General features: G+C 63.6%; 23 protein-coding genes. 15 read left to right on the forward strand and 8 right to left on the reverse strand.

The features are described from left to right. Positions 1–63: 63 nt before the first annotated feature. On the reverse strand, positions 64–594 hold the full coding sequence (locus AOT83_RS08115; protein WP_030097363.1) for a helix-turn-helix transcriptional regulator: 531 nt from the start codon (positions 592–594) through the stop codon (positions 64–66). Beyond that, positions 591–3,365, reverse strand: a complete 2,775-nt coding sequence (locus tag AOT83_RS08120) for an MMPL family transporter (RefSeq protein ID WP_057965507.1) — start codon at positions 3,363–3,365, stop codon at positions 591–593. Before AOT83_RS08120 ends, AOT83_RS08115 begins: the two co-directional genes overlap by 4 nt. 353 nt (positions 3,366–3,718) lie before the next feature. On the opposite strand from AOT83_RS08120, the gene AOT83_RS08125 reads away from it, so the two are divergent. Then, complete coding sequence (locus AOT83_RS08125; RefSeq protein WP_030097361.1) at positions 3,719–4,465, forward strand: hemophore-related protein; 747 nt, start codon at positions 3,719–3,721, stop codon at positions 4,463–4,465. An 83-nt stretch (positions 4,466–4,548) separates the two neighbouring features. Here AOT83_RS08125 and AOT83_RS28340 read toward each other — a convergent pair whose 3' ends face one another. The 5 genes from AOT83_RS28340 to AOT83_RS08145 form a co-directional block, all read right to left on the reverse strand. Beyond that, positions 4,549–4,671 (reverse strand): hypothetical protein, encoded by a 123-nt coding sequence (locus AOT83_RS28340; RefSeq protein ID WP_044105399.1) that lies wholly within the window; start codon positions 4,669–4,671, stop codon positions 4,549–4,551. Between the two features lie 77 nt (positions 4,672–4,748). Beyond that, positions 4,749–5,150 carry a DUF3054 domain-containing protein gene (locus AOT83_RS08130; RefSeq protein WP_030097360.1) on the reverse strand — a complete coding sequence of 134 codons (402 nt, stop codon included), beginning with the start codon at positions 5,148–5,150 and terminating at the stop codon, positions 4,749–4,751. A gap of 30 nt (positions 5,151–5,180) precedes the next feature. After that, positions 5,181–5,720, reverse strand: a complete 540-nt coding sequence (locus tag AOT83_RS08135; protein ID WP_057965506.1) for a YceI family protein — start codon at positions 5,718–5,720, stop codon at positions 5,181–5,183. Positions 5,721–5,775: 55 nt separating this feature from the next. Next, positions 5,776–6,984, reverse strand: a complete 1,209-nt coding sequence (locus AOT83_RS08140) for a YbhN family protein (protein ID WP_057965505.1) — start codon at positions 6,982–6,984, stop codon at positions 5,776–5,778. A 27-nt stretch (positions 6,985–7,011) separates the two neighbouring features. Beyond that, positions 7,012–8,535 (reverse strand): adenylate/guanylate cyclase domain-containing protein, encoded by a 1,524-nt coding sequence (locus AOT83_RS08145; protein ID WP_030097357.1) that lies wholly within the window; start codon positions 8,533–8,535, stop codon positions 7,012–7,014. A gap of 142 nt (positions 8,536–8,677) precedes the next feature. Here AOT83_RS08145 and AOT83_RS08150 point away from each other — a divergent pair, with 142 nt between their 5' ends. From AOT83_RS08150 to AOT83_RS08215, 14 genes are all read left to right on the forward strand, one after another. Next, the gene (locus AOT83_RS08150) at positions 8,678–9,556 is read left to right on the forward strand and encodes an alpha/beta hydrolase (RefSeq protein WP_057965616.1); all 879 of its coding nucleotides are present in this window, start codon (positions 8,678–8,680) and stop codon (positions 9,554–9,556) included. 21 nt (positions 9,557–9,577) lie between these two features. Further along, on the forward strand, positions 9,578–10,777 hold the full coding sequence (locus AOT83_RS08155; RefSeq protein WP_057965504.1) for an AI-2E family transporter: 1,200 nt from the start codon (positions 9,578–9,580) through the stop codon (positions 10,775–10,777). A gap of 9 nt (positions 10,778–10,786) precedes the next feature. Beyond that, on the forward strand, positions 10,787–11,962 hold the full coding sequence (locus AOT83_RS08160; RefSeq protein WP_057965503.1) for an ATP-binding protein: 1,176 nt from the start codon (positions 10,787–10,789) through the stop codon (positions 11,960–11,962). A 41-nt stretch (positions 11,963–12,003) separates the two neighbouring features. Continuing rightward, complete coding sequence (locus AOT83_RS08165) at positions 12,004–12,636, forward strand: response regulator transcription factor (RefSeq protein ID WP_030097353.1); 633 nt, start codon at positions 12,004–12,006, stop codon at positions 12,634–12,636. A 491-nt stretch (positions 12,637–13,127) separates the two neighbouring features. Beyond that, positions 13,128–13,985 carry an ABC transporter permease gene (locus tag AOT83_RS08170; RefSeq protein ID WP_030097352.1) on the forward strand — a complete coding sequence of 286 codons (858 nt, stop codon included), beginning with the start codon at positions 13,128–13,130 and terminating at the stop codon, positions 13,983–13,985. Position 13,986: 1 nt separating this feature from the next. Further along, positions 13,987–14,844 carry an ABC transporter permease gene (locus AOT83_RS08175; RefSeq protein WP_030097351.1) on the forward strand — a complete coding sequence of 286 codons (858 nt, stop codon included), beginning with the start codon at positions 13,987–13,989 and terminating at the stop codon, positions 14,842–14,844. Next, positions 14,845–16,413, forward strand: a complete 1,569-nt coding sequence (locus tag AOT83_RS08180; protein ID WP_030097350.1) for an MCE family protein — start codon at positions 14,845–14,847, stop codon at positions 16,411–16,413. Then, on the forward strand, positions 16,410–17,468 hold the full coding sequence (locus AOT83_RS08185; RefSeq protein ID WP_057965502.1) for an MCE family protein: 1,059 nt from the start codon (positions 16,410–16,412) through the stop codon (positions 17,466–17,468). Before AOT83_RS08180 ends, AOT83_RS08185 begins: the two co-directional genes overlap by 4 nt. Then, positions 17,461–18,507, forward strand: a complete 1,047-nt coding sequence (locus AOT83_RS08190) for an MCE family protein (RefSeq protein WP_030097348.1) — start codon at positions 17,461–17,463, stop codon at positions 18,505–18,507. The genes AOT83_RS08185 and AOT83_RS08190 overlap by 8 nt, the downstream gene beginning before the upstream one ends. After that, the gene (locus AOT83_RS08195) at positions 18,504–19,631 is read left to right on the forward strand and encodes an MlaD family protein (RefSeq protein ID WP_030097347.1); all 1,128 of its coding nucleotides are present in this window, start codon (positions 18,504–18,506) and stop codon (positions 19,629–19,631) included. The genes AOT83_RS08190 and AOT83_RS08195 overlap by 4 nt, the downstream gene beginning before the upstream one ends. Then, positions 19,631–20,824 carry an MlaD family protein gene (locus AOT83_RS08200; protein ID WP_057965501.1) on the forward strand — a complete coding sequence of 398 codons (1,194 nt, stop codon included), beginning with the start codon at positions 19,631–19,633 and terminating at the stop codon, positions 20,822–20,824. Before AOT83_RS08195 ends, AOT83_RS08200 begins: the two co-directional genes overlap by 1 nt. Further along, entirely contained in the window at positions 20,821–22,071 is a 1,251-nt protein-coding gene (locus AOT83_RS08205; protein WP_057965500.1) for an MlaD family protein, read from the forward strand. Before AOT83_RS08200 ends, AOT83_RS08205 begins: the two co-directional genes overlap by 4 nt. 25 nt (positions 22,072–22,096) lie before the next feature. After that, the gene (locus AOT83_RS08210; protein ID WP_030097344.1) at positions 22,097–22,753 is read left to right on the forward strand and encodes a TetR/AcrR family transcriptional regulator; all 657 of its coding nucleotides are present in this window, start codon (positions 22,097–22,099) and stop codon (positions 22,751–22,753) included. A 47-nt stretch (positions 22,754–22,800) separates the two neighbouring features. After that, positions 22,801–24,678: a DUF2339 domain-containing protein gene (locus AOT83_RS08215; RefSeq protein ID WP_057965499.1), complete on the forward strand. Its 1,878-nt coding sequence runs from the start codon at positions 22,801–22,803 to the stop codon at positions 24,676–24,678. On the opposite strand, the gene AOT83_RS08220 is transcribed toward AOT83_RS08215, so the two are convergent. Next, positions 24,664–25,296, reverse strand: a complete 633-nt coding sequence (locus tag AOT83_RS08220; protein WP_030097342.1) for a hypothetical protein — start codon at positions 25,294–25,296, stop codon at positions 24,664–24,666. The two genes, AOT83_RS08215 and AOT83_RS08220, sit on opposite strands and share 15 nt — an antisense overlap.

Here is a 25,296-nt window from a genome sequence, read left to right on the forward strand (position 1 = left end):
CAGCTCTCAGGGAACTGACATTGGTTACGCAGGTACCCGGATGTAACGCGATGTGCCCGGTGGCTATCCGCGGGGACGGGTGCGCCCGAACCGCCGGGCTACCCGGCGCATCCGCACCAGCATCGCGACCGTGGGGCTGGTTGTGCCTGCCAGGTACGAGGAGAGTTCGCCGCTTGAAACACCTATGCGGGAAGCAAACTCGGCCTGGCGCAGACCGGATGCCTCGAACAGCAGGTTGATCTCGTTGGCTGCTTCTCGTTGCTCGGCTTCGGCAAGGTTGTCGCGCGCCCGGGTGAGGACTTCTTGCAGCACGGTCGAAATGCCGTAGAGCTCATCAGCGCCTACGACTTCCTCAACCTGGCGTGCGGTCCGTCCGAAGGGATCGCGCTTGAGCGCGTGGACGATCGCCTGCCAATCGGAAAGGTCACCACTTTGCAGGGCGTCGAGTATCTCGGAGGTGGTCCAGTGGGTGACCGGCTTGTCGCTGCGCGCCGGCTGCTCGGCGTGAGCGGAACCGGAGCCGATGTCGCCGGAACCCGAAGGCTCATCGGGCACTTCGGGGGAGACGGCTGGAGCGTCGCTCGTGACCGTCACCTCGCATCCTCCAACATCGCAACCGCAACGGACAGGCACTGCCTGCGCACCGCGGGGCATTCCATTGCACCGTCGCCGGGCTTCGGGTCAGCGAGCCGTCGCACCAGCTGACTGGAAACCCACCTCTGATTGGACTGTACACAGTAATGCTGATCGAGACCGGCGAGGACCTTTGCCGCGGTTTGCGGTTCCATCAGCGATGCGAGCCTGGCGAACTCGGTGTAATCGCGTTCGGCGTTGCGGCGCATCAACAAAAGTCCTTGCATGCGCAGTGCTTCAGCGTCGGTGGGTACGACACACTTTTGTCCCGTCGGCAGCTTTACCTGGGTGATTTCCACCGGTGTCACTCGCGAGAGGGGACCCGGCATGGCGACGGTGTCGGCATCGGATCCGTTTTTGCCGGCCTGCAGTGCCTCCAGCGCCACAGTCAAGTTGTCACGCCAGCGGTCCACGAGCACCGACTGGGCATCGGGTGCGGCGACGGTGCCGCCATCGGCGAGCCGCTTGAGACGGGCCGCCGAGACAGCGATGGCGTGGTAGTCGATGCGCGGTTCCTCGAGTCCGGCTCCCTGAAGTCGCAGGGCGCTCTCGGTATGCGGGCCCGGAAGTTCGTCGACACAGGGGGTTTCGAAATCCACGGTGGGCAGTACCCGATCCAGCCACCCCGGAAGCCACCAGTTGCGCTGGTTGAACATCGCCATCAGCGCCGGTACCAGCACCAAGCGCACCACCGTCGCATCGACGGCGATCGCCACGGCGCACGCGACGCCCAGCTGGGCGACCAACGGCATTCCGGCGAAGGCAAATCCGATGAACACCGCAATCATGATCAGCGCCGCGCTGGTGATGGTGCGCGCGCTCGTGCGTACGCCGAACGAGACCGCGTCGGCGCAATCACCGGTGCGTAGATAGCGCTCGCGCACGCGTGCCAGCAGGAAGATCTCGTAATCCATGGTGAGACCGAAGGTCAGTGCGAGCGCTAACGGCGGGATGCTGCTGTCGATGTTGGCCTTGTGGAAGCCCAGGAATTCCAGCCATCCCCATTGGAAGACAATCACCAGGCTGCCGTAAGCGGCGGCGACCGAGAGCACCGTCATCACCACGCCCTTGAGCGCCAGCACCGGCGAGCGCAGCGTGGCCAGCAGCATGACGAATGCCAGGACACAGACGAAAGCGAACACTCCCAACAGTGCGTGTTCCACCCTGTTGTCGTAGTCGAACAGCAGCGCAGTAGGCCCGCCGACGCTGATATCGGCACCCGAATTCTTGAGCGCATCGGTCACATTCGCGCGCATCCAGCTGACGGTGTCGCGGGCGGCGTTCGCCTCGGGGTCTACCGACAGCACTGCCGAGATCAGCGCGTCATGTCCGCCCGTGGAGAAGATCGGATCGGAGACCCGCGCGATGTTGGGGGCCTGCGCGATTGTCTCCTTCGCGTTCTCCAGGGTTTGTGCATGCTGCGGATCTTGCGCGTTGCCGTCGAAAGTGAGCAGTATCTGCACCGGTCCGAGCGCGCCCGGTCCCATTGCGACGGCCGCAGCGTCGATGCCCCGCCGGATCTCATGGGACGAATCGAATTGGCGCAACATGCTATTGGAGACCTGCATGTGCAGACTCGGTGCGGCCAATGCGAGCAAGAAAATCGAAGCGCCCAGCGCGGATAGCCAGGGCCGGCGCATAACCTCTTGGGTCCACTTGCGCCAGAATGGAATTGAATGTTTGCGCAGCGGTGAGAGACGTAGGAATCGGGACTGGTTGGCTGCGGCCTTACCGAAGATGGCGAGCAGTGCGGGCATCAGTGTGGTGGAGCTGAGAACGGCGATCGCGACGACGATGATGGCGCCGGAGGCCATCGATGCCAACGCGGGGGTTCCGATCAAGTAGATGCCGGCGAGGGCGGCGATCACCGTCAGGCCGGAGAATGTGACGGTGAGCCCGGAGGTGGCCATCGCCGCCGCGATCGCCTCCTGCCGGTTCTTCCCCGAATTCAGCTCCTCGCGGTATCGCATGAGGATGAAAAGGGAGTAGTCCACCGCGACAGCGAGGCCGATCATGGTCACCGTCGGCAGGGCGAATACCGAGATAGTGGTGATGTTGGACAGCGCGAGGACGATCGCGACGCTCAACGCGACCGTGCACAGGCCCAGGAGCAAGGGCAGGGAGGCCGCGGCCAGCGAGCCGAACGCGGCAATTAGCACGATCAGGATGACCGGGATGTTCCACTTCTCGGCCTGCTTGATATCCCCGGCGATCTGTTCGGTCATCGCGGCGCCCAGCGCACCTTGGCCGATGACATAGAGGGAGACGCGGCCACCGGCGATCTGCCCGGGCTCACCGCCGTGCACACCTATTTTCTTGCGGAGGTCCTTGGCAATGTCGGTCGCGCCGGTGTTATCGAAGCCGATCCGCAGGGTGACGACGAATGGGCGATCCGGTTGCGGCGTCAGCTGCGGGGGGATGGGCTCGACCGAGACCTGAGGGATCTGCGCCGCCACCTGCTTGAGGTAGTCGACGGCGGCAGTCATATCGGCGACGGTCGCATCGGGCCGGGGTGCGGCGACCAGCGCCAGCGGGGAGGCGCCGTGATCACGGAACCCGGTCTCCATCGCGTCATGAACCTTCAGCGACTGCGAACCGGCGACCTCGAAACCACCACCGGTGAGCTTTTCTCCGTGACTGGCTACCAGGCCCGCCGCGGAGGCAATAAGAATCAGCCAGACAGCGACCGTCAACCACCTATACCTGCGAAGGTAGTCGCTGGTGCGCATCATGACTGACTGCACGATGGTTCCTGTCGTTCGGTGTGACGCACGCAGTCTCCTGTGGCGTGGTCGTGATGCTACAGCAACGCGACCAACCTCGCCCCCTGTCTGTATATATCCCGGCAACCTGCGATGACACGTTTACTAACAGCCTGCCTTGGCGAAAAACCAGTGGTGGCTGGACATGCTTTTCGCGCTCCCTGGCAACGTTGCGCTGAGCTGAAAATAGGATCTTGAAATTCAGAATCTGGCCGACGATAAAGAGTGGGTAACGCTCTGGTCACTACGCGCGTGCGTGTTTCGAAATGGCGCCGAATTTCGATACGTTGGCTGTAATCCCCCAACCAAGTAGGAGGAATGTCATGTCAGCCACAACCTCGCGGCGCACGGCCTACGGCTTGCTGAGCGCAGGTGTTCTCGCTGGCGGGCTCGCGATGAGCGCCCTGGCACCGATTGCCGCGGCCGAACCAATCCCCCCGGCCCCCGCCCCGGCTCCGGCGGCTCCCGTCGCACCGGCACCCGCCCCGAACGCCGCCGCACCTGCCGCGGCGACGGTGACTCCTGCCACACCCACGCCGGATGGATGCCAGGCCAGCAAGATGACCAAGACCGTCGGCAACGTGGTGCAGAACGCCGCGGGCTACCTGGAGCAGCATCCCGACGTCGATGCGGCTTTCACCGAGATCAAGGCGGCCCCGCAGGACCAGATCGCCGCCAAGACGCAGAGTTATCTGGTGTCGCGGCCCGATGTGGCCGGTTCGCTCGGTGGCATCGCCGCACCGCTCAATGACCTGCGCACCAAGTGCGGTCTGCCGCTAGACCTGGCCCAGGTGGTCAACGGTGGCGGACTGAACCCGGCCGCGATGGGCGTCAACCCCGCGCTGCTGACCGCGCTGTCGCAGAACCCGGCGGCGCAGCAGGTGGCGCAGAACCCGGCCGCGCAGGCTCTCGTGCAGAACCCGGCAGTGCAGTCCGCGATTCAGAACCAGGCACCGGCTGCCAACTTCCCGCAGGGCCCCGGTCCCGCGCCCGGACCGGCTCCGGCCGCCGTCGCTCCGGCTCCCGCCGGCCCGGTGGGCACAGGTCCCGCGCCCGGTCCGCGCGTCTAAGGGCGCATACGTCATTCGAGTGCGAGTCTCGCGCGGATTTCCCTGGAGATATCCGCGCGAGGCTCGCACTCGGTGTTTGGGGACTAGCGGGGCAAGGCTTCCGGGCCCGCCGGGGAGATGTCGTCGTGGCGGTTGAGATACCGCACCGACAGCAGCACTACGGCATAACCGGCGAGGGGCACCAGCACGGCGGCGAGACCTTCCATGCAGTCAGCTTGCGGGGGTGCCGGCCGTGTATCCAAGCGCGTTGACGAGATCCTGACGGTGGCTCGCTATTTATTGATCAGCTGCGGGCTGTTCCGACAAACCGGTTCGCGATGACGCGCCATCCCAGCAGGAATAGGGCAGTCACCAGCGAGGCGACGATGACAAAGCTGAATGCCACGCCCTGGTTGCTGAGGCGGCGCAAGATCATCCCGAACAGCACCGTGCAGACCCACACCGCGATGCCGGTGTGGGCGACGGATGTCGGTCGCGACCAACCCCTGCTCAGCAGCCAACCGGCTCCGGCGCCCGACAAGAACGGCCACGCCGTCTCCCACACACCCACCAGCGTGATGCCTTCGGCGTGGCTGCGCCGGCCGATGGTGCAGAAGACCAAGACGCCGATGACATCCAGTACCAGGGAGAGCAGTACGGATGTCACCGGCGCTTGGGGTGACGAATTCTGTTGCACGCTGGGCATTCCCCGACCGTAGCGGGTGCCGTGCGGCGATCAGTTGGAGGGTGCCTCCGGGTGCCCGGCTTCGATGTTGAAGGTCAGTGTGACCTTCTCGCCGACAAGTCCGGCCCCGCCGGTGACGCCGAAGTCGCCGCGGTTGATCTCGGTGCTGGCTTCGAAGCCGGCGACAGCGCCACCCTGTGCTCCGGGGCCGACGCCTTCCAGGGACAGGTTCAGCGAGACCGGCTGGGTGATGCCGTGCAGGGTCAGTTCACCGTCGACGATGTAGCCGTCACCGTCGGCACGCACCGAGGTGGAGCGGTAGGTGGCGGTGGGGTGGTTGTCGGTGTCGAAGAAGTCGGCCGAACGCAGGTGGCCGTCGCGCTGGTCGTTGCGGGTGTCGACAGAGGCCACGTTGATGGTGGCCGATACCGAGGGAGTGCCGTCCTCGGCGACGGTGATGTCACCGCTGAAGTCGGTAAACGAGCCGCGAACCTTCGAAACGCCCAGGTGCCGTACGGAGAAGGTGATGTCTGAGTGAACCGAGTCGATGGTCCAGGTTCCAGGGGCGAGAACTGGCGTGGTGGTGGTCATGAATGCTCCTCAAAGTTGGGGTAGGACATTCATGCCAACCGGACCACAGTCCGCTTTATTTCGGTGGATCGGAAGAATTTTTTGGAGGGTCGGCTGGACGAGCGTCAGGTGCGGGTTCGGGCTCCTTGGATGGGCTCGGCGTGGCGTCGGGGTCGATCTGGCTCTCGTTGCGGAAGAGGAAGAAGAAGATGACCCAGCCGATCGCGGAGATGAAAATCCAGCTGACCGCGCGGTAGATGAGCATGGCGGAGATCGCGTCGGGCAGCGTCATCCCGGAGGACACCAGACCGGGAACCAGGAAGGCCTCCACCACCAGGAGGCCGCCGGGCATGAGTGGGAGCGAACCGGCGGCACGTGCCGCGGCATAGGCGACCATGACACCGACCAGGGAGGGGCGGCTGCCCACGGCATACGCCGCGAAGGCCAGGCACGCCACGTCGGCGATCCAGTTGAACAGCGACCAGCCGAACGCCTCGCCGAGGGCTCGCCGGGTCAGCGTCACCGCTTCCATCTGCTTGAGGATCTCGCGCCAGCGCGCCACCCCCATCATCGGCGGCTTACCGCGAACATCGTTGACCCAGCGAAGGACTCGCACCCCGATGCCGTCGAGCATCTCCGGTCGCGATGCGACCGCCTGCGCGAGGAGCAAGATGGCCAATAGTCCGCCGATGCTGAAGATCAGCGAGAATGGGTTGGTTTTGGCACCCAACAGGAATGCCCCGCCCAATCCCAGGATCGCCAAACCCACCGCCTGTAGCACCCCGGACATCACCAACTGCCAGGACGCCACGACCGGGGTCGCGCCCCAGAGTCGCTGCTGCCGATAGATAAAGGTGGCCGAGAGCACGGGTCCGCCGGGCAATGTGGTGCTCAACGCGTTGCCGGCGTAGAACGCGGCCTCAGAGCGCCATTGACGTATTTTCACGCCCGCCGAACGCAGCAGCGTGCGCTGGATCTGCGCGAAGCTGTGCATCGAGGCCATCGCCGCGAACGCTGCCGCCAGCACCCACCACGGGTTGGCGGTCTTGAGGCTGCGCCAGGCCGATGCCAGCTGATCGGAGACGAATCCGATTTCCACCGCGAGCACGATGGCGAGGACCACGAGGACCGCCCAGCGGATCCACCAGTACTTTCCCCGTTGCTTGATGACGGGTTGGGGTGCGGTATCCGCTTCGGGGTCGTCTGGGCATGAAGCCGGACCGCTTCCTTCGGGCGGCGTACAGCCGCCGTCGAGTGGGTCACGGTCATCGGGCACGGGCACCACAGTAACGGCGCGGGCTGGCCACTTCTTTCAGGTTCCCGCAGGCCACGCTAGGTGTGTCGCCCTGGTGCGGCCCCGGAGCAGCACAGAGTCGCCGTGATCCCAGTGTTTTTGTTCATCGGGGTCGGCGAAATAGAGCGCATTTGTGGAGGCGAGTAGGCGGCTGGGCCGGTGTTTGGCCAGCTCAGTAAGGCGAGATGCCTCGTTCACCGGATCGCCGATCACCGAGTACTCATAGCGTTCCGGCGCACCGACGTTCCCGGCGACCGCCAGCCCTGCCGATACCCCGATGGCGAACTCGAAGGGATGGGGGAAGTCCTCGTTGAGCCGGTCGCGCAGTTCCCGGGCCGCCGCCAGGCAGGCGGTAGTGGCATCGGGGCGGTGCAACGGGGCGCCGAAGACCGAGAGCGCTTCGTCGCCGACGAACTTGTTGACGAAGCCGCCGCGGCTGTCGACCACTTCCACCACGATGCGGAAGAAGTCGTTGAGGATGGTGAGCACTTCTTCGGGGTCGCGGTCGGAAGCCATCGACGTCGACCCGATCATGTCGACGAAGAACACTGCGACATAACGGTTCTCGCCGCCGAGGTTGGTGCCGAGCTGCAAGGCCTGGCTGGCCACGTCGGCACCCACGTGCTTACCGAATAGTTCACGCAGCTGACGACGTTCCTCACCCACCTGCATCATCCTGTTGAACCCGGCCTGCAAGACGCCCAGCTCGCTGCCGTCGTAGACGTCGACGCGCGCCTCGAAGTCGCCCTGCGCCACATCGCTGATGGCGGTGCGCAGCTGGCGCACCGGGTCGGCCAGCTGTCCGGCGGTAAGCAGGGCAAGCCCGTAACTGCCGACCAGGGTGGTCGAGACGATGAGCAGGACGGTCAGGGCAAGGTCGCGCGTGGAGGTCAAGTCCTCCGGCTTCCAGAGGGCCATGCCGCACAGCGCGATGATTCCGATGGCCGGCGCCAGCGTGCCGATCCACCAGCTCAGGCGGACTCGGACGAATACAGAGGGGGCGAATCGCCCGTGAAATTCGCTGGCGCTCAACGCTTTGGCCGCGATGGGGCGCAGGATGCGCTCACCGAGTAGGTAGGTGAGGCCGAAGCTGGCCGTCGCCGATTGCACACACCCGATGATGGTGGCCAGAGTCCACTTGGAGTCGTGCATGGCACCCACCGCGATGAACACTCCCGCGCCGATGGCCCAACCACCGAGGTGCAGTAGCGACTGCTGAAGGGGGGCGGTCAACGCCGTGCGTAACTCCAGCGCGGTGGGCGGCCCGCCTCGGCAGTACCAGCGGGCGAGCCGGTGTTCCATATGCAGCGCCCAGCCCACGCTGGTGACGATCATGACTCCGAACAGCAGCCAGAACAGCGGGGGACCGTTCTCGAAGACCCAGTCGTCGGCCGGCCGTTTGAACGGCATCCAATGGCGCAAAAAGTAGAACAGCAACAGCAAGGTGGCGGCATTGATGCCGACCATCGATGCCACGAACACCGTCCAGCGGGGGCCCAGCACATGCATGGCCCGAAACCATTCGCGCAGCCGTTCCATCACCTAGGTATTCCGATCGGTCTACTTCACTTGTACTCTTATCCGCCCGCTATGACGAAGCATGCCAGTTCTTGCAGGTCTTACGGATGCATATGTGGAGGCCGCGCTCGCGCCACGGAACCTACTGCGCGGTAGGGTGCGGTTCATGACGCAGCGCAGCATGCCCGTCCTCGAGGGCGTGACCCACGAATATGTGCAAGCCGGGGACGTGAAGATCCACGTCGCCGTAGCCGGACCGCAGGAGGGACGACCGGTCGTGTTGTTGCACGGCTGGCCCGAGAACTGGTGGATGTGGCACAAGGTGATTCCGGCCCTGGCCGATGCCGGGTACCGCGTGCACGCCGTCGATCTTCGTGGCGCCGGGTGGAGCGAGGTCGCTCCGGCGGGCTACGAGAAGGAGCAGTTCGCCTCCGATGTGCTGGCCGCGGCCGACGCGCTGGGGCTCGAATCCTTCGACCTGGTCGGACATGACTGGGGTGGTTGGACGGCGCAGCTGGTGGCCCTGAAGGCGCCGTCGCGGATCAAGCGGCTGGCCATCCTCAACATTCCGCCGGTGTGGCAGGAGCCGGGCCGTGTCGCCAGGCATGCCCACAAGCTGGCCTACCAGCTCGTGGTGGGAGCCCCCGTCGTCGGACCGCTATCGCACCTGTCGCCGACCCTGTGGTGGTTCATCCGCCGTAGCGGCATGCCCAAGGAGTCGGTGGACTTCTTCCGCGGCTGTTTCCGTGACCGCGACCGCCGGGTGGCCGGATCCAAGATCTACCGGTCGATGGTCGGCAGGGAATTCGCCAGGTTGGCGCGCGGCCCATACGACGATCAGAAACTCGCGATGCCGGTGCGGGTGCTGTTCGGGCTCGACGATGTCGCCGTGCACCCGTCGCTGCTCGACGGCTTCAAAGACCACGCCGACGATCTGAACATCACCGAGGTGCCCAACTGTGGTCACTTCATCGTCGATGAGCAGCCCGAGCTCGTCGTGAAGTGGCTGACCGAGGTACTTGCCGAGCCTGCGCCGAAGGGATAGTTGCTGAGCTAGGCTCGCCGCATGACGCACGCTGACGCAGCCGAGTCGGTTCATCCGTATGTGCGCAAGGGGGCGGCATGGGCTTGGCGCCTGCTGGTGCTGCTTGCCTTCGGGCTCACCTCGTTGTGGTTGTTCTGGCATCTCAAAACGATCACCATCCCGCTGCTGCTCGCCCTGATGGGTTCGGCACTGCTGGTTCCCACGGTCAACTACCTTCAGCGGCATAAGGTTCCGCGCTCGCTGGCAGTCGTCGTGGTCATGTTGACCGGTACCGCGGCGGTCGGCGGGATCCTGACTTTCGTGGTGGACCAGTTCATCAAGGGTCTGCCGGACCTGTCGACGCAGCTGACCAACAGCATCGAGTCGCTGAAGAACTGGGCGATCCACAGTCGGTTCCACGTCAGTGAGGACCAGATCGGCAAGGCCGGCGATGCTTTGGTCAACGCCATCAAGGACAACCAGGGAAGGGTCACCAGCGGGGCGCTGGCGACGGCGACCACGGTCACCGAGATCATCACCGGTGCGGTGTTGACCTTGTTCACCACCATCTTCTTCCTCTACGGCGGCAAGGAGATCTGGGAGTTCATCACCCGAATCTTCCCGACGGCGGTGCGGCCGCGGGTGCGTCGCGCCGGTGCTCTCGGCTTCGGTTCGCTGATCGGCTACGTGCGCGCCACGGTCGCGGTGGCACTGGTTGATGCCATCGGTATCGGCGTGGGCCTCGCGGCTTTCAGTGTGCCGCTGGCGCTTCCACTGGCCTCGCTGGTGTTTCTGGGTGCTTTCATCCCCATCATCGGTGCGGCGATCTCCGGGTTTGTGGCGGTATTCATCGCACTCATCACCAAGGGAGCCTTTACCGCGTTGATGATCTTGGTCATCGTGATCGTGGTGATGCAGGTGGAAGGCCATGTGCTGCAACCACTCATCATGGGCCATGCGGTGCAGATCCACGCGCTGGCGGTGGTGCTGTCGATCGCCGCGGGCGGCGTGCTGGGCGGAATCATCGGCGCACTTCTGGCGGTGCCGACCGTTGCGGTGCTCAACACCGCGATCCGGGCCCTCATCGAACCCGAGGACTCCGCCGATCCGTATCTGGTTGAAGGAGAAGAGGAAGCGGAGATCCTCGATCCAGAGATGGTGCCCGACGGTGGCCCACCCGCAGTCGGCGCCGGTCCAAGCAACGGTGTGCCGGAATTGGGCCCGGCTCCGCCCAAGGACTGACGGACCGTTATGGCATCCGGACACGGAACCGTCCCACGCTGGGTGAGCGGTAACGATCCGACGGCATCGCTGTGGCGCGCCGCGCAGGTGTTCCGATTGGCAAGTTTCGGGTACGCGCTGCTGGCCTCACAGCTGACCTCCTACACCCATTACGACCGGCAAGCACTGAGCTGGGCACTGTACGCAGGCATGGCGATATGGACCGGATTCGCGGCAGTCGCACTGTCGCGCAACTGGTTCCGGCGCTGGCAGCTGGTGCTGTGCGATCAGGTGATAGTCATCGCGCTGATGCTTGCCGGCCGGCTGGTAGTCGATGTGCAGTGGTACAGCGGACATCAGACGCTGCCGACCACGCTATGGGTGGCCAATGCGGTGGTGTCCATGGGTCTGCTGCGCGGACAGCTCGCCGGCGTCATCTCGGGGTTCGTCCTGGCCGCCATCAGCATCGCTGCGCGCGGGCTGCCCGTGAGCGCGTTGTGGCTCGATTCCACCATGCCGGCTTTGGTGGTGGTGGGGCTCGCGATTGGTGCCGCATCGACCACCGCGAAGCGCACCTTCCATGAGCTGCGGCGCGCGGAGCGTGCGGCCGCAGCGGCCATCGAACGCGAGCGGCTCGCACGGCAGGTACACGACGGGGTGCTCCAGGTGCTGTCCTACGTGAAGCGAAGGGGCACCGAGATCGGTGGCCCGACAGCCGAACTGGCGGCCATCGCGGGCGAGCAGGAAGTGGCCCTCCGGGAGCTGATCTCGGGGGCTACCCAGACGATGTTGGCCGACGATGAATTGGTAGATCTGCGTCCACTGTTGCGCACACAGGCCAGTACCGCGGTCTCGGTCTCGGCGCCGGGCTCTCCGGTGCTCATCGGTCAGCACATGGCCAGCGAGCTGGCGGCCGTGGTGCGTAGCGCGCTGTCCAATGTGGCCTTGCATGCCGGGCCGCAGGCACACGCCTACGTGCTTATCGAAGATCTCGACGATTCGGTGGTCGTGACGGTGCGGGACGACGGCAGTGGTATCGCCGCCGGCAGGCTGGATCAGGCAGAACGTGAGGGACGGATGGGGGTGTCCCGATCGATTCTGGGCCGGGTAGCCGATCTGGGCGGGGCTGTCCTGCTGGAGACAGCGCCGGGCGCAGGCACCGAATGGGAGATCACGGTGCCCAAGTCGCAGGAGGTGGGGTTGTGACCGAAAATACGGAAAGCATTGACAGTGAGCAGATTTCGGTGATGGTGGTCGATGACCATCCCATGTGGCGCGATGGGGTGTCTCGCGATTTGCAGGCGGCGGGGCTGCGGGTTGTGGCCACTGCCGACGGGGTTGCCTCCTCTGGACGGATTGCCGCGACGGTGAGACCCGATGTGGTGCTGATGGATATGCAGCTGACAGACGGTGACGGAGCACAGGCAACAGCCGCGGTACTCGCGGCCTCTCCGCGAAGCCACATCTTGGTGCTGTCGGCTTCGGCTGAACGCGAGGACGTGCTGGAAGCGGTTAAGGCCGGAGCCACGGGGTATCTGGTCAAGAGCGCGTCTGCCACCGAGCTCATCGATGCCGTGAAGGCGACGGCCAAGGGGCAGGCGGTATTCACTCCGGGCCTGGCTGGGCTGGTACTCGGGGAGTTTCGGCGGATGTCGAGCGCGCCGTCGACCGAGAGCGACGACACGCCACGGCTCTCCGAACGGGAAACCGAGGTACTGCGTCTGGTGGCGAAGGGTTTGAGCGCCAAGCAGATTGCCACACGGTTGTCGCTGAGTCACCGAACCGTCGAGAACCATGTGCAGTCAACCTTACGCAAGCTGCAGCTGGGCAACCGTGTGGAACTCACGCGGTACGCCATCGAACATGGACTGGACGAATAGGGCTCTCCGGATTCCCTGCTTCACCGTTAGTGTCGGCGAGCACTGTTTCAGCAAACATTGGCAGATCAACGCGAGTGTGACGCGCAGCTCCCGGACCCGCGTTTATGGCTCAGAACGCAATGAGCGGCACCGCACTCCTCGGGCGGCCAGCCAAGGATGGCGCCTCCGTCCAGTGGGACTGTGAGCGGGCACACGTTATGCCAAAAATGCTTTTCACCAATGTAATTCAGCCCGTTCAGCGCGTGCCTCCGACCGGTCCCGGCGGCCCATCATCACGAACTGTGACCCACGGCACAGTACACCGATCGGTGTGATTTAGGATATTACCAACTGTTAAATTAACGCTTCATCATCTAGCGTCAACGCACATTGGCGCCGCAGCCCTTGGCGCCCAGCGAATACCGGGTCAACGAGGAGTCTGGAATGCGTGGTGCGACGATTCATGCGTCTGGTCCCACTGAACTAGGGGTGGCGCTGCGCCAGTGTCGGCCGTGAGCGGGTCGGAAACCGGAGTCGCTACGGGAGACGGCGTCGCGGCAATCGAGGACTGGGCCACCGGGTACGTCAGGCGTCACCCGCTGGAATCCTTGAGCACGGTTGGTGAGCAGTTCATGCTGGGCGTGCGCACCATTCAATGGTTCTTTGTCGACCTGTTCACCGGGCAGTTCCAGTGGCAGGAGTTCGTTCGACAGGGTGCATTCCAGGCCGCGACGGCCGTAACGCCGGTCATCCTGGTGACACTGCCCATCGGTGTCACGCTGTCGATCCAATTCGCGCTACTTGCAGGCCAAGTGGGTGCGACTTCGTTGGCGGGCGCCGCCAGCGGCATCGCGATCATCCGCCAGGCAGCCTCCCTGGTTGCCGCGGTGCTGATGGCCTCGGCCGTGGGCTCGGCCATTACCGCCGACCTGGGCTCACGCACCATGCGTGAGGAGACCGACGCCATGGAAGTCATGGGTGTATCGGTGATCCGGCGGCTGGTGGTGCCCCGATTCGCCGCCGCCATCATGATCGCCGTGGCGCTCACCGCGATCGTCTGCTTCGTCGGGTTTCTCGGCGCGTACCTGTTCAACGTCTACTGGCAGAACGGTGCGCCGGGCAGTTTCGTGTCCACGTTCGCTTCCTTCGCGACGCCTGGCGACATGATTCTGGCGGTCCTGAAGGCCATCATCTACGGCGCCATCGTGGCGGTGGTGGCGTGCCAGAAGGGTTTGTCCACCAAGGGGGGACCCATCGGTGTCGCCAACTCCGTCAACGCAGCGGTCGTGGAATCGATCCTGCTGTTGATGATCGTGAATGTCGCCATCAGCCAGCTGTACATCATGATGTTCCCGCGGACGGGGCTGTGACATGACGGTATCCAGCTATCTGTCGCCACGGTTTCGCCCGTTTGTCGTCGTTTACAACAAGATTCGCTCTCCTATGGCCCGTTTCGGCCATATGGTTGCCTTCTTCTTCAGGGCTCTTGCCGGTGTGCCCGTGGTGCTGCGGCAGTATCGCAAGGAGTTCCTGCGACACCTGTCCGATATCGCTTGGGGCAATGGCTCATTGGTGGTGGGTGGAGGAACGGCCGGGGTGGCATTGGTCCTCGGGATCACGGCCGGCGCACTGGTGGCCATCGAGTCGTACAACTTCCTGGATCTGCTGGGTCTGGGGCCGGCAACCGGCATCATCAGCTCGCTGGCCAGCACGCGAGAGCTGGCGCCAATCATGGCCTCGTTGGCGTTCGCGATGCAGGCGGGTTGCCGGTTCACCGCGCAGCTCGGCTCGATGCGGATCGCGGAGGAGATCGACGCGATGGATTCGGTTGCCATTAGACCGATTCCGTTCCTGGTGACCACTCGCCTCATGGCATCGATCATCGCCGTGATCCCGCTGTACGTCGCGTGCTTGGCCGTCAGCTACCTGTCCTGCCAGGTTATGGTGCAGATTCTCAGCGGGAGCTCGGTGGGCTCGTATCTGCACTACTTCGGCATCGGTGTCAGTGGTATCGATGTCGTGTACTCCGTCATCAAGACCGTCGTGTTCGTGTGGTTGGCCTCAACTATCCAGTGCTACTACGGCTTTTACGCAAGCGGCGGCCCTGAGGGCGTCGGTATCGCCGCCGGGCACGCCATGCGTGCGGCCATCACCATCGTGATCGTCGTCAACATGCTGCTCACCATGGCGCTCTGGAGTGTGGACGCCGGCGCGAGGCTGGGTGGCTAGATGCCAAACTCTTTCGAAGTGGACGGCCGGGGGCCGTCCGAGAGGCAGCTGCTCACCATGGCCGCCGTCACGCTCATCGCAATCGTGGCCCTCACCGCGACCATGTTGCTCAAGTCTGCGGGCCGCCTCGACGATTACCTGCGCGTGGTCGCCGACCTGACGAATGTCGGGGACGGGCTGCCGCAGAAGTCGGACGTGAAGTATCACGGCGTACTGGTCGGCGAGGTAGACGACGTCACTCCGGCCACCGGTAACAAGCCGAACTTCGTACACATCAACCTCAAACCGCAGTACGCCAGGGCAATCCCGGCGACAGCAACCGCCCGTGTGGTGCCGAGCAATGTGTTCGCGGTGTCTTCGGTGCAGCTTGTTGACCGCGGGCCGGGCGCGCCGATCCGTGCCGGAGCCCATATCGCCGAAGACCAAGAGTTGCCGACGGTGCTGTTCCAGACCACCGTGAGCAAGTTGCGTGATGTTCTCAATGCCACCGGCCGTGGTCGCGAGGACAATTCGGTGGGCATCCTCGCAGCGGTAGCCGCCGCTACCGACAGTCGCCGCGTCAAACTGCTCACCGGCGGCGCCCAGCTCAACCGGCTTATTACCCAATTGAACGAGGTCGTGGCGACTGACTCGGGCCCCTCAACGATCTCGGCACTTCTCGATGCCACCGAAGGCCTCAAGCAGACTGCACCTGATCTGCTGGATTCGCTACATCAGGCGGTGAGGCCGATGCAGACGCTCGCCGAAAATCGTGAGCAGCTCACAAGTCTGGTACACGCGGGGCTGACCACGGTGGGCACCACCAAGCAGGCTTTCGATAACCACACCGACCAGTTGATCGGTATCACCACACACATGACGCCCCCGATCGGTGTTTTCGCCACTAATGCCGACAAGTTCGTTCCGATCTTCCGGAACATGAACAAGCTGTCCCGCAACTGGTTTGAGCAGATGTGGGTGGCAGATCGGGACCTGCCGCATATGCCAATCGCGGTGACACTGGCTCCGAGCTACACCTATACGCGCGTGGACTGTCCGCGGTACGGGGATCTGAAGGGGCCGAGCTGTTTCACCGCTCCGGAACAGGTAGTGCGACCGGACCTGCCCGAGACGTTGCTCCCGCAGAACTACAAGGTGCCGCCGAATCTGCAACCGCCTCGCGGAACAGTCGTGGGCCCCAACGGAAATCTGGTTGCGGTGGGTCCGCCGTACGTGGTGCCGCCGGGCGGCCCGAACCTTACGGACCCCAACCCGCCTCTGCCGCCATGGCATCCATTTCCGGCGCCGCGTGTTCCGGGCACCCACGATCCCGATGATCTGGAGCCGCCTCCGCCGCCTCAGGCACCACCGATCCCGCCCGCGCCGGTAGCTCCCGGCGCCCATGACAGTGGAGGCGTGCCCGTCGTTCCCGCATCGTTCGGCGGGAACGTCGGGCCAGTCGGTAGTCAGCATGAACGGGATCAGTTGGGCGTGATCACCGGTGGTCTGCGGACTCCTGCCACACAACTGCTGCTTGGCCCTGTGGCCCGCGGCACCGCGGTGTCGTTCGTGAAGGAAGGACAGCAATGAAATTCCGTGGCCCGCTGATCGGGCTTGCGGTCTTCATGACCGTGGCACTGACACTCGGCTGGTTGGTGTACGCCACGCTTCGCCGCGATGTATCGGGAAGTACCACGGCGTATTCGGCGGTGTTCACCGATGTCTACGGACTGCGTGACGGCGACGACGTGCGCATGGCGGGGGTCCGGGTAGGCCGCGTGCAGAGGATCGAGCTGGTCAACAACGACGAGGCCAGGGTCGACTTCGTGGTCCAGAACGACCAGAAGCTGTACGGCAACACAGTTGCCTCGGTGACCTATCAGAACATCGTGGGCCAGCGTTACCTCGGTCTGGCGCTGGGTAAGTCGGGCGACACCAATGTGCTGCCGGGCGGGTCGACCATCCCAGTGGAGCGCACGGACCCGTCGTTTGACGTGACCACGCTACTCAACGGTTACGAGCCGCTGTTCAGCACGCTGTCGCCCGAGCAGGCCGACAATCTGACCAAGGGCGTTATTCAGTCACTACAAGGTGACAATGCCTCGATCGTCACGCTGGTGAGTCAAACATCAACTCTGACAAAGACGTTTGCGGGGCGTGACCAGGCGTTGGGTAATGCCATCACCAGCCTGAACACCGTCACGGGCAATCTTGCGCAGCAGAACGACAACCTCGACAAGATGCTGACCCAGACACGGCAGACGGTGTCGGATCTGGATCGCAAGCGGCCCGAGCTGGTGTCCTCGGTGGGCTCGATGGCGCAGTCCATGAGGCGCCTGTCGAAGATCACCGACGAGGTATACCCCTCGCTCGACGAACTCATCACCCGCCAGCCCGGATTCGGAAAGCATGTGGTGAGTATTGAACCGCAGTACGCGTTCCTGGGAGCCAACCTGCCGCTCACTCTGAAGGGGCTGTCTCGCTTTTACTCCGAGGGAGCGTTCATCAACGTCTACATGTGCGACCTGAACCTCACCGGCTTCTTCCCCGGTCTCAATGACGTGATACCGATCATCGTCAACGCCGCTACGCCTGGAAACGTCGCCCAGCACACCCCGCGATGCCGGAACATGGCCAATGGCTGAGCAATCCAGATGGCAGAGGATCAAGAATCGGCCGGTCGAGACTTACAACAAGACCTGGCTCGGGTTCATCGCTATCGCGGCAATCGCTGCGCTGGTGGGTGGCATGCTGCTGGTCAAGGCCATGGGCTTGGGCTACACCACCTACACGGCGGAATTCGCGCAGGCTGCCTCGTTACGCGCGGGTCAGCCGATCACGGTGGCGGGTATACCCGTCGGAAACATCACGGGCATGAAACTGGTCGGTGACCATGTTGAAGCCGGGCTCAGCGTCCGAGACGACATCACGTTGGGCAAGGACACCAAAGCCTCGATCCGCGTCACCACCATCCTGGGATCCCGGTACTTGGATCTGCAGCCCAAGGGTGCGGGGGCATTGCCTGGCAAGACAATTGATCTCGCGCATACCGAGGTTCCTTACGATCTGCAGGCCGCGCTGGCTGGGGCGACGAACACCTTTGACCAAGTCGATTTCGACAAGGTGGCTCAGTCACTGAGCATCCTCGGCAAGCAACTGCAGGGACTGCCCAACGTGGTACCAGAGGCAATGGCGAACATCCAGTCGCTGTCCTCGGTGATCGCCGAGCGGCGCGATCAGTTGGGGACGCTGCTCAAGAGCACCGAAAAGGTGACCAACACCTTGCGTCGCCAGCAGTCCGGCATTGGCGTGCTGATCAACCAGGGGCAAGATCTGCTCGGTGAGCTCGTGGCCCGCCGCGCCACTTTTCACGCAATGCTGCAGTCATTCACGAACCTGGTTGAGCAGCTCAGCAAGGTCCTGATCAAGGACCGCCCGCAGCTCGACGAGATGCTCAAGACGGCGCGGGGGCTTTCCGACATGCTGGGTAAGCACGACGATCTGCTACGCAGTCTCTACCCGATTGCGCCGGTTTTGATACGCGGTATCGCCAACTCGACAGGTACCGGCAACGCTATCGACATCAACCTGTCGAATGGCCTGTTGGTCGATTCGTGGATGTGTGCGATCAGTGGGCGCGCCAAGCAATTCGGAATGATCCCGTACTTCAAGGACTGCAAATGATGACAATGGGCGCTAGGCGGAACCGGCTGATCGCGATGGTCGGCACGGTAGTGGTGCTGGCCGCGGCCGTCATCGGCGCGGGGGCGTATTTCGTGAAATCGCAACTCGATCACATCACGCTGACCGCGCAGTTCGACAATGCCTCCGGTTTGTATGAGTCGAATGTCGTTGCGGTGCTCGGTATGCCGGTAGGAAAGATTACGAAGATCACGCCGCAATCCGGCTACGTCGAGGTGCAGTTCACGGTTGACAAAGATGTGAAGGTGCCTGCCGATGTCCAGGCAGTCACGCTGTCCACCTCGATCCTGACCGACCGCCAGGTCGAGCTGTCTCCGCCCTATCGCGGCGGGCCGACTCTCAAAGACGGTGACACCATCGGATTGGACCACACCAAAACCCCGGTGGAGTTCGACAGGGTGCTAGGCATGCTGGACCGGCTTTCATTGTCCCTCAAAGGAGATGGCAAGGGTCAGGGGCCGGTGGCCGATATCGTCAACTCGGCTGTCGGGGTCGCCGATAACAACGGGGAGAAGATCAAGTCCGGGCTCGGTGAGTTATCCAAGGCGCTGCGCCTGAGTTCCGAAGGTGGGGTGACCACCCGCGAGCAGTTGACCACCATCATCAAGAACGTTAGCTCGCTGTTTGACGCAGCGGCAGCCAACGATGGCAAGTTGCGTGAATTCGCCTCTACTGTTCACCAACTGAGCCAAATCCTCGATGATGAGGCATTGGGAACCGGGTCCACTGGGCACAAGTTCAACGATTTGGTGAAGCAAGCTGGAGACATTGTCGAGGCCAATCGCGACAACCTCAAACAAACCATCCTCAACTCCAACACCGCGCTCAAAGCGGTAGTGGACAACCAGCGTGAGATCTCCGAGTGGATCGACGTCCAGCCGTTGGCATGGGACAACATGTACAACGTCGTGGACCAGGACAACAAGCGGTTGCGTATCCGGTTCATGACCGACCGGCTGCTATTCGAGAGCCAGATGGACAAGGAAATCTGCAACATGATGGGCCTACGTCAATTGGGCTGTGGCACCGGGACATTGCAGGATTATGGACCCGATTTTGGGCTGACCTACATGCTGGACGGACTCGCGGCGATGGGGCAGAAGTGATGGGCGCGCGCAAGATACTGGCGGCTTCGGCGGTCGCGGCCGCTGCTGTGTTGAGTGGTTGTGCCACCAACGGTCTCGGTGACCTGCCCCTGCCCGCGCCGGGTATCGGCAGTGGCGGATACCGCCTCACGGCGCTGTTCGCCAACGTCCTCAACCTGCCGGACAGTGCGAAGGTCAAACTCGCCGGTGCCGATGTGGGACAGGTCGACGAGATGCACGTGAGTAACTACACGGCGATCACTACGTTGCGCATCTCTGACGGGGTTCGGCTGCCCAAGGGCAGCACCGCCGAATTGCGTTCGGCCACACCACTCGGTGATGTTTTTGTCTCGATCCGTCCCCCTGCGGGGGCACTGTCGGATGGCCCGCTCCTGAAAGACGGTGACACCATCGGTCTGGACTCGACGACCGCCGCCGCCACAGTGGAATCGGTGCTCAGCTCGGCCGCGCTAGCCTCCAACGGGGGTGCCGTACGCAACCTGACCAATATTGTCAATGGTTTCGGAAAGGCGACCGATGATCAGGGCCATGCATTCGGAGATCTGATCAACGACTCCAATCAGTTACTGGGAAAGCTGAATTCACGCTCAGCGGAGATCTCTGACGCCCTTACCCAGACTTCGCAGCTGGCTGACCGGATCGACGCCAAGAATCAGGCTATTACCGATATCGTGACGGCGGCGGGGCCGGCCACGGAGACGCTGGCCGCCAATACCGCACAGCTGTCCGAACTCTTGGTGATGGCGGGCGACACCACCAAGCAGTTGCAGAAGTTCCCATCGATTGCCGGTACGGACACCAGTGGTCGCAGCGTTATCAAGGACGCCAATACCGTTGCGAAGGCATGGAATGACGTGGCGCTGGATCCCGACACCAGCCTTGCTGCCTTCAACCGGATCATGCCCACCGCGATCAAAGCAACCGCCGGTAACTCGCTGTCCCTCACTGCGGGAATAGACCAGTTGGTTCTCGGCTCGATACCCGATGCGGGTTCTCACGCCGACACAGGTCTACACGGCCCTAAGCGATACAACTGGGCGCAACTGGTGGGGTCCGTTAAGTACACGCTATGGCGCTTGCAGGAACGCGTCGTCGGCCAGGGTGCGTACGGGCAGGAAGTTCCGGTGCGCCCCAGCCCCACCGAGCCCGGTGTCATCGAGACGATCCCGCCCGCTCCGGGAGGTGGGCGATGATCAACGCGCTTGCAAATACTCTGGTCGGCGCTGCGCGTGCGGGCCACCGCCAGAAGGCGGCGTTGTCGGGTATCGCTCTGGCACTGACCATGGTCGTGGCGGTGGTCTATCTGTTCGTAGGCGCGTTGCGCGTCAACCCATTTGCCTCGACGTATCGGGTGATGGTGCAGCTGCCGGAGTCCGGTGGGTTGTTGCCGAATCAGGATGTGGCGTTGCGGGGGGTCAAGATTGGGACGGTGCAGTCGCTCGAGATTACCCAGCAGGGTGTGAATGCGACCGCCGAGATTCAATCCAGGTACCGGATTCCGACTGCGGCGAAAGTCCGCGTGACGGGTTTGTCGGCAGCCGGTGAGCAGTACCTCAACTTCGAGGGCGGGCCCGGTCAGCAAGGCCCGTTCCTCACGGACGGCAGCGTGATCTCTGAGGGTGCGCAGGTGCCGGTGACGTTGGCCAAGCTGTTAGCCGATGCCGATGGTCTGCTGGCACAGGTGGATCCCAAGAAGCTGGAGCTCATCAAGAAGGAACTGAGCCTGAGCAAGGAAGGCCCGCGCAAGCTCACCGAGATCATCGACGGCGGCACCTTCTTGCTGAGCACCCTGGATTCGGTGCTGCCCGAGACCACCAGCCTGCTCAAGACCAGCCGCGTGGTGCTCACCTTGGCCGCCGACAAGAACTCGGGCATCCAAGCCACCGCCAACGAGCTGGGCCGCACCCTGCGCGGCGTGGACAAGATGCAAAACGGCTACCGCACCCTCGTCGATCAAACCCCCAAGACCCTGGGTGCCGTCGACAACCTGTTCGCCGACAACTCCGACACCATGGTCGCGCTCCTGGCCAACCTCGCTTCGACAGCGCAGATGCTGTACGTGCGTACCCCAGCCATCAACGCGTTCTTCCCCAACTACCGGGGCTCGGTGTTCGGTGGCATCGCTGACACCATGCGCGACGGTGGCGTGTGGGCCACGGCAGATCTGTACCCGCGCTACGCCTGTGACTACGGCACTCCGCGAGTACCGCCCTCTTCGGCCGATTTCCCGGAACCGCCTATCTATACGTACTGCGCCAACGACGATCCGGCGGTTCTGATCCGCGGGGCCAAGAACGCTCCGCGCCCCGCGGGCGACGACACCGCGGGGCCGCCGGCCGGTGCCGATCTCGGGAAGACCACGGACCCCACTCCCAAGGGGAGGTTCACCATCCCTACACCTCAGGGCGGCCCGACACTACCCATCGCGCCCCCGAGCTGATCCAGGACATGCGGTGGAGTGACACATGGATGACGAAAACAACGCAACCGCACCGAGAAAGCGCCTGCCCCGGGGGCAGGGTTGGCTGCTGCGACAGCAGATCATCGATACGGCAATGGATCTCATCCGTAGATCGGGCGAGGCCCGGGCCCCGTCGGCCCGCGAATTGACGCGGGCGCTGGGCATCACGGCACCGTCCTTCTACCGGCATTTTTCGAGCACCGACGAATTGGCGGACGCGCTGTGCTCCAGGTACTTCGAGCAACTCGGTGAGGCACTGCAGCGGGCAACGTCCAACATCGCTGCCGGGGTGGAACGTCTACACACACTCGGCCTGGCCTATGTGCGCTTCGCCGCGCAGAACCCGTTGATGTACCGGTTCGCGACCACCCGACCACCACGGCGGGGTATCGAATCTGACGAGATACTCAACAGTTCAGCCTTTTTGCATCTTCGCGGCGTTGTTCAGGAACTCGTCGACGAGGAACTGTTCCCGCCGGGCAATACCCTGGAACCGGCCTTGCAACTGTGGGCGACCACGCATGGGGTTGCCTCGCTGCTCGTCACCAGGCCGCAACTGCCGTGGGGCGAGCAGGAGTCCTTTGCCTCCCGGACCCTGTACACCGCGTATCTGGGTCACGTGGCGGCGGATGCGCCGGACCGGATGCGTGGTGCTGAGTAGCGCTACCTAACGGCGTGAGAAACCCCTACCCATCGAGGTAGGTCTACGTGTTCACTACGGGACCCGTAGCCGCGACGCTCAGAGGCATGACAGATCCACAGCTGCAGCAGATGACCGCCGCGCTCGATGAGTTGGACGGGCGTGAGCGCGCACTGCGTGCGGAGCTCGATGCGTTGCGGGGCCGAATGGTCGAATGGACTCAGGCCGAATATCTCAAGGCGCAGCGGTATTGGGATGACTACCGGCGTGCTCAGGGGGCGCCTCCGCTGGCTGCACCGGTACCCGCGACACACGCTCCGGTGGCTGCTCTCGCACCGCCCGTTCAGGCCCCGGTGCCTACCACGCCCCTGCCGCGGGAGCCGTTTTGGGCACGTGAAGGATTCGCCAGCAAGGCAATGGCCCTCGCGGGCGCGGTGGTGACACTCGCGGGTGTGGTGATGCTCCTGGTCCTCGCCGCCAAGAGTGGGTACTTCGGTCCGGTCCCGCGCATGGCCTCCGGCGCCGTCCTTGCCGCGGGTCTGGTTGCCCTTGGCATCCGGGTGCAATCCAGACCTGGTGGCCGTGTCGGTGGTATCGCCACCGCAGCAACAGGATTCGCGGCGGGGTACTTTGATGTGCTGGCACTCACGGTGATCTATCACCGGATTCCAGTGATTGCGGGACTGGCGCTCGGGCTGGCCATCGCGGGCGCGGGCCTGGTGCTGGCGCGGCAGTGGAACTCTCAACCCTTTGCGGCGGGTGTGGTCGGCGCGATCACGGTGCTGGCGCCCATCCTCACCAACGGTTTTACCGTTGAACTTGCAGCTTTCGCACTGGTGCTACTGATCGCGAGTCTGCCCGCCCAGATTGGCCGGAATTGGCCAGTACTGCATGCTTTTCGGACCGTGGGCGTCAGCTTGACGCTGCTGGGCGCGATTGGTGCCGCGGCAGGGGAGGAGCACCCGCACGCCTTGCTCATCATGGCGGTGCTGGCACTGTTGGTCACCCTGGTGGGGTCGCTGTGGCTGCTTACCGGAGATGAGGGTGATCTCACCTCGTCGGTGATGATCGCGGTTGCTTGCACACCCGGCCTCTACAGTGCCCTGTTCCTCCCGGTGTGGCCGTTGGGCGTGCTGATGCCGGTTGGGGTCGCCGCAGTGATGGGTGCGGTGCTGCTGCTGGTGGGTGGCCTTCCGATACATGCGCGCATCGCCATGGCCTCGGTGGTGGGGCTGGCGCTGCTGCAGGCATCGGTCCAGGGCGCCCGGGACGCCCTGCTCGTGGTGGTGCTGCTGGTGCTTGCACTGACCCTGTCTGCCCTTGGATATCAACTGAGGGAACGTATTTCGTTGGTGCTCGGGCAGGCGTTCGGTGTGCTGGGCGGTGCGGCCTACATCGCGTACGTACCCCCGGAACTACTGACCAACTCGGCTAGCGCCGTGCGCGGTGCGGGTCCGCTATTGATCGTGGCGAGCGTGCTGAGTGCCGCCACGGTCGGCATGGTGATGGCGGCGATGCATCGGGTCGGCTGGGCGAGCCCGCAGTCCGCTCCGGCGCGTGGCGTGCTGGCCGGGGTATCGATGCTGTACTCGGGGACCGCGGCTGTTGTGCTCTCCGGCACTGCGCTGCTGGGCAACAATGATGGTTTCCTGCTGGGACATGGTCTGGCGACCGTATCCTGGATGGTCGTCTCCGTGACGTTGCTACTGGCAGGCCTACGACGCTACCGTGATCAGAGCTGGGTCACCAGAACGGGATTCGTGCTCGCAGCGATGGCCGTTGCCAAGCTGTTCCTCTTCGACCTGGCCACTCTCGACGGCATCGCCCGTATTGGAGCGTTCATCGTCACCGGGCTGCTACTCCTGGGTGGCGGCACGCTGTACGCGCGCGAATACGCAACGCGCGATGAGCAATCCGTATCGAAGTCGAGTTCAGTCGGCGGCTAAACCAAAAGTGCGTTCGAAGGTCTGTGCCCGCTCGGCAGCCAACAATCGTGCATCGCGCCCGTATGCGTCGCTCCCGATGCCAGGAGAACCCATCTCGAGCTCTGCGGCATCCGCGTACGCGGTATCGAAGAGGTCGTGGAAGATCTGCCACTGGTCTCCGAGGTCCTGGATCTCGTAGATGCTCGTGACGAAGTCCTCTCCAGAGACCGAGCCTCGTGCATATGCAGACTGCAGATCATAGATCTTGCGCGCCAAATCGTTTTGTTTGGTCAGGTATTCGGCATCAGGCGTGTGAAGCTCGAGGAATCTTCCGTAACGCTCTTCGAGAGCAGGAACTCGCTCATCGATCAGGCGGCGGCGCATCTCCGCCTCGGAGATCGCATGTGGTTCGGCCGGATCGGGGGGCTGGTACGCGGGCACATAGTCTTCGAGATCCGTGAACATTTCACGTACCGCTGGATCATCGACCACCGCATCCGTAATAAATCTCGATCTCAGCGACATGAAGTTCCGGGTGTATATCCGCGCAGTAATCGTCCCACCCAGATACTGTCCGATCAGTCCTCCGAGGGCGGAAAGGAATGCGGCTGCCTCGGAGTGATGAACGTCTTGCGTCAT

It is taken from the genome of Mycobacteroides sp. H001 (assembly GCF_001440005.1).
GTDB lineage: Bacteria > Actinomycetota > Actinomycetes > Mycobacteriales > Mycobacteriaceae > Mycobacterium > Mycobacterium gwanakae.